Annotated in this window: 3 protein-coding genes and 1 pseudogene; 2 read left to right on the forward strand and 2 right to left on the reverse strand. The window is 70.4% G+C overall.

What is annotated here, in order from left to right; all coding sequences use genetic code 11:
• Together AB0B40_RS37970 and AB0B40_RS37975 are read right to left on the reverse strand one after the other, a co-directional pair.
• Positions 1-1,569: RICIN domain-containing protein (locus tag AB0B40_RS37970; RefSeq protein WP_362268185.1), on the reverse strand; the 1,569-nt coding region annotated here is incomplete at its 3' end.
• A gap of 747 nt (positions 1,570-2,316) precedes the next feature.
• A pseudogene (locus AB0B40_RS37975) lies at positions 2,317-2,629 on the reverse strand (HNH endonuclease family protein); the annotation flags it as partial.
• Between the two features lie 618 nt (positions 2,630-3,247).
• On the opposite strand from AB0B40_RS37975, the gene AB0B40_RS37980 reads away from it, so the two are divergent.
• Both AB0B40_RS37980 and AB0B40_RS37985 read left to right on the forward strand, forming a co-directional pair.
• Positions 3,248-3,412, forward strand: a complete 165-nt coding sequence (locus AB0B40_RS37980) for a hypothetical protein (protein ID WP_362268187.1) — start codon at positions 3,248-3,250, stop codon at positions 3,410-3,412.
• A complete protein-coding gene (locus AB0B40_RS37985; RefSeq protein WP_362268189.1) occupies positions 3,409-3,957 on the forward strand; it encodes a hypothetical protein in 549 nt (182 codons plus the stop codon). The genes AB0B40_RS37980 and AB0B40_RS37985 overlap by 4 nt, the downstream gene beginning before the upstream one ends.
• The last annotated feature ends 499 nt before the right edge of the window (positions 3,958-4,456 follow it).

A 4,456-nucleotide genomic window follows, 5' to 3' on the forward strand; every position in this document is an offset into this window, starting at 1 on the left:
AGCTGCCTGCCGCTTTGAGTGAGGGGTATGCGCTCTTCGGCTGCCGGGACGACCTAGCTGCCACTGCCGTTCCCGGTGGTCGCCCTCCGCGCCGTCCTGCCTGATCGCCGCGCGGGCGTTGGTGTCGACACGCAGGAGAAGACCGCTGTTACGGTTCGCGATCTCATACACCGCCGGCGTGCCGTTCGCGGAGCCCACCGGGATCAGCCGCCACTGCTGATGGCGTGCGTCGCTGCCCTCGTAGGCGCGCTGCGCCACCACCGCCCCGACCGCCTCCTGGGCTCCGACGACCTCCAGCACCCTGCCGCTGCGCACGTTCTCGATCCGGTACAGCACATCGCCGTCCTCCCGGCCCGCCACGACCAGCCGCCACCGCTGATGGTCTCTGGGGGCGGTGAGCACCTGGTGGATCTCGGCCCCGTCCTTGAGGGACTCCCGGTGGACCCCCATCCGCAGCCTGCTGCGGACATTCGCCCAGGAGACCACCGTGCCCGACTCGGGCAGCCCAGCCATCCTCGCCGACGCGATCTTCCGGATCCGGTGGTTGTTGTAGTCGGCGATGTAGAGGGTGTCGACGCAGTCCACCGCGAACCCGATCGGGTTGTTCAGCTGGGCCGAGGTGCCCGGGCCGCCGTCACCGCCGAAACCCGCGGTACCCGTGCCGGCAACCGTGCTGATCGTCCCGTCAGCCGTGACCTTCCGGACCCGGTGGTTGCCGTAGTCAGCGATGTAGAGAGTGTCGGTACTGTCCACCACCGCCCCTACCGGGGCCGCCAGCTTCGCGGAGGCCGCAGGTCCGCCGTCACCGCCGAAACCCGAGGTGCCCGTGCCGACGACCGTACTGATCTTCCCGTCGGCCGTAACCCTCCGGACCCGGTGGTTCTGACTGTCTACGACGTACAGCGCGCCCGCGCCGTCCAGCGCCACCCCGATCGGCCATTTCAGCAAGGCTGACACCGCGGGACCACCGTCTCCCCCGAATCCCGCGGCTCCGGTCCCCGCGACCGTACTGATCTGCCCGTCGGCCGCGATCCTGCGGACCCGGTGATTGCCGCCGTCGGCGACGTAGAGGACGCCGGCACTGTCCACCGCCACCGAGTACGGGAGGTTCAACTGGGCGGCGGTGGCCGGGCCGCCGTCACCACGGAAGCCCGCGGTGCCGGTGCCCGCGACCGTGCTGATCTTCCCGTCGGCCGTGATCTTCCGGATCCGGTGGTTCTCACTATCGGCGAAGTAGAGGTCGCCCGCGCTGTCCACCGCCACCCCGCGCGGCGTCTTCAGCTGGGCGGAGACGGCAGGGCCGCTGTCCCCCTTGAATCCCGCGGTGCCGGTCCCCGCGACCGTGCTGATCTTCCCGTCAGTCGTGATCTTCCGGATCCGGTGGTTGTCACGGTCGGAGAAGTAGAGGGTGCCGGTGCTGTCCATCGCGAGACTGTAGGGGCGGTTCAACTGGGCCGCCGTAACACGCTCGTTGTCCCCGGCGAATCCCTGGACTCCGGTCCCCGCGACCGTGCTGATCGACGCGGTGGAGCGCTCACCTTCCGGTGCCTCTGTTTGAGCAGTGCTCATCGTCATTCCTTCACCGTTCACCGACCGCCTGCCACAGACAGCCGTCAGTTGATTCCATCCGGCCGCCGCCGTACGGGAGGCTGTCGAAACTCTCCGGGCAGTCGGAGAACTACTCGTTGAGCGACCACTTCGCCGGCGACGGGCAAGCAGAACTCGGGCACCCCCACGGCTGACCCCACCGCTCCAGACCCAGTCGGACGCTTCACGCTGCGCCCTCCCCACGAGCCCGGTCGGGGCCACGACCCACTGCCTGAGTTCCGCCGGCTGCTCTCCGGCAACCGACGACAGCATGTCCACGTACAGGCGGGTAATTCCGCATTCATACCGGTGAGTGATCAGCATCCAGCCACCCGTCCCGCACCGCACCGCCCGGGCGCTGCAACGTTTCCCCCGGCCGCTTCAGCGGCGGGTCGCCGTCCCGTTTTCGGCCTGATAACGATCACGGCGCGCAACTGCCCACAGGTGGGCTCACCCCGGGCGCGGCAACCCCGCCCCACAGCAGCGACCGCTTTGCCGAGCCTCTGAAGTGCCGCCGGCCCGCGCAGCACGGCCGGATCGCGGCGCCGACGTCGACATCGGCCACGGAACATGGAGGTGGCAGGCCGGTGGGGGTGCCGGCGCCGAGCAGGGTCGCGTTGCGACGGCCGTCGGCCGGAGCGCACGGACTGTCCCGTCAGGGGCCCTGTGCATGCGGTCCGGACCTCGCGGTATGGCCAGGTTGCGGTAACTGCGTCTTTGACGCGGTGCTCAGCAGGCTGGCGTGACCGTGATCGGTGTGTTGGGGCACGTGTCGAGCAGGTCGGTGAGTGCGGGACTCGGCGGTGTCGATGCTCAGGTCCCAGCGAGTCTTGTCGGCGATCCAGTCGGTGGCGTACTGGCAGCGGTACCCGGCGGCCGGCGGCAGCCAGGTGGAGGGATCCTGGTCGGCCTTGGAACGGTTGGAGGCGGCCGAGACCGCGATCAGAGCGCGGTCGTCGCCGAGGTCGTTGGCGTAAGCCTCCCGCTCCGCCGCAGTCCAGGCCGAGGCGCCGGAGTCCCAGGCCTCGGCGAGTGGGACCAGGCACGGCGTGGCTGGCGACCCGGGCCTGCTCATTCGGCTCGACTCGGGGGGAGGCTTGCTGTCGGTGCCGGCGATGGCGACCTCAAGAGTCCTCTGCCCGCCGGAACACCCCGCGCCCGTGGGGTTGCTCGCGCTGTACGGCCGTGCTCCCCGCGCATGCGGGGAAGTGCATTAACCCGCTTGAAGGCACCTTCGCCGAAACTCTGCTCACCTGGGGATTCCGCAATCGTCGCGCGGATTCACGGTGACGGCACCTCAGCTGCGCCAAGATCAGCGGCTGCGGAGTTACCGAGGCCAGTAGCGGGCTCCGCACTGGCTTGGCGCTGCGCCAGGACATCGTGGCCCTGCGCGATCTGCTGGGGTCCTGGGTCATGGGCGCTCATCCGGAGACCTTGATCCCGCTGAGGGGGCAGCGGAGGCGGCGCCAGTCGGCGCCCCTCTGCCTGACCGCGTCGCCTGGGGGTCATGGCCGACTTGCGGCGCGGGTACCTGTGCCGGCTTGGCAGCCGCCATCTGCCGGCCCTGCGCCGAGATCATGCGCGAACATGCGTCGCGAGCATGGTTTCGTTGAGCGCGGCGCGGGTGTGTCCGCACAGGTAACGGAAGGGCTGGAGCGGGATGGCTCAGTTGGTCACGGAAGCCGAGCGTGCGGCCCGGCGCACCATCGTCGGGATCGTGCGCACCTCGAGCGTCCTGACCGGGGGAGGGCTCGCGACGTGGCGCGAGCACCACACCGGGGAGAGGAAGGAACTGTTCGAGGCGGTCGGGGTGCACTTGGGATGAGTGCGCTCTTGGATGGACTCGACCAGCTCGACCTGGACGCCCACGTACGCCGTTGGTCGGCCGGGGAGGTGGCCCGGGCGGAAGGCACGGTGCACCACTGGATCGCCGCGGCGCAGCTGTTCGCCGCCCGCGTCCAGAAGGATCCGGCCCGGCTGACGGTGGAGCGGTGGCAGGCGGTCGGCACGGCATGGTCGGCTCTGCTGGCCGCCGCCGAGCGGGCCACGGGGGCGCAGCACGGCGAATGGCTGCTGCGCGACCTGTGGCTCAGAAGCTCACTGTTCAAGACGGTGGGCGCGCGGACGGACGTGCCGCTGCTCGATCCACGGACCGTGCTCGAACGGGCGCTCGACGCCCTGCCGGTGGACCGTGAGACGGCCGCCGCGCTGGCGCCGCGCTGGCGTGAGCTGGAGCGCTCGCAGATCCTCACGCTCCGGATGGTTCGCCGGCTGCTCAGCCCGGTGGCGCCGCTGCGGCAACCGCTGGCAGAGCACCCGCGGTGGGGTGAGTTCGAGGCGTGGCAGCGGGTGGTCGCCGACCTGCCGTAGCCTGCTCGAAGCGGGCGACCCCGGCTGTACCCTCGCCCTGATTGAGGGCCAGGGTCAGCTCAGAAGCGGCTTCTCGCCTTCCGCGGGACCGCGTCGTTGTCGAAGCCTCGTGCGCCGGAGCTGTCGGGAGAGCGGTGGAGCGCGCCGCGCCGCAAGGTCACCCCAGTCCACCCGGCATGTCACGCGGAGCAGGCTTAGGACCGCCCGCAGCGTGGGAAGTGCTGGGTCATTGATGGCTCGGTAGAACGCCGGGCATATACGGAAGGACGGGCCTATGAACGGCCAGCGACCTGCCCAGCCTCAGGGTTCTCAGATGAGTGGTTGCCAGTGCGGTCCCGGCTGCAGCTGCGGCTGTCAGAGTGGCGGCGCGTGTCAGTGCGGCGGCGGCTGCGGCTGACCGCCTCGACCGCGCCACGGGCGCTCTGCCCACCGGTTGTCGGGGCGGATCGCGGACCGGTCCGCCCCGGCCTCCGCTCTGTCGGGGCGCTCGGCACCGGGG

Origin of the sequence: Streptomyces sp. NPDC042638, from assembly GCF_040647235.1 — a bacterium.
GTDB classification, from domain to species: domain Bacteria; phylum Actinomycetota; class Actinomycetes; order Streptomycetales; family Streptomycetaceae; genus Streptomyces; species Streptomyces rameus.

Bases quoted from the DNA above. Each gene is read 5' to 3' on its own strand.
- AB0B40_RS37980 (WP_362268187.1), top strand. From the start codon at position 3,248: ATGGCTCAGTTGGTCACGGAAGCCGAGCGTGCGGCCCGGCGCACCATC.
- AB0B40_RS37985 (WP_362268189.1), top strand. From the start codon at position 3,409: ATGAGTGCGCTCTTGGATGGACTCGACCAGCTCGACCTGGACGCCCAC.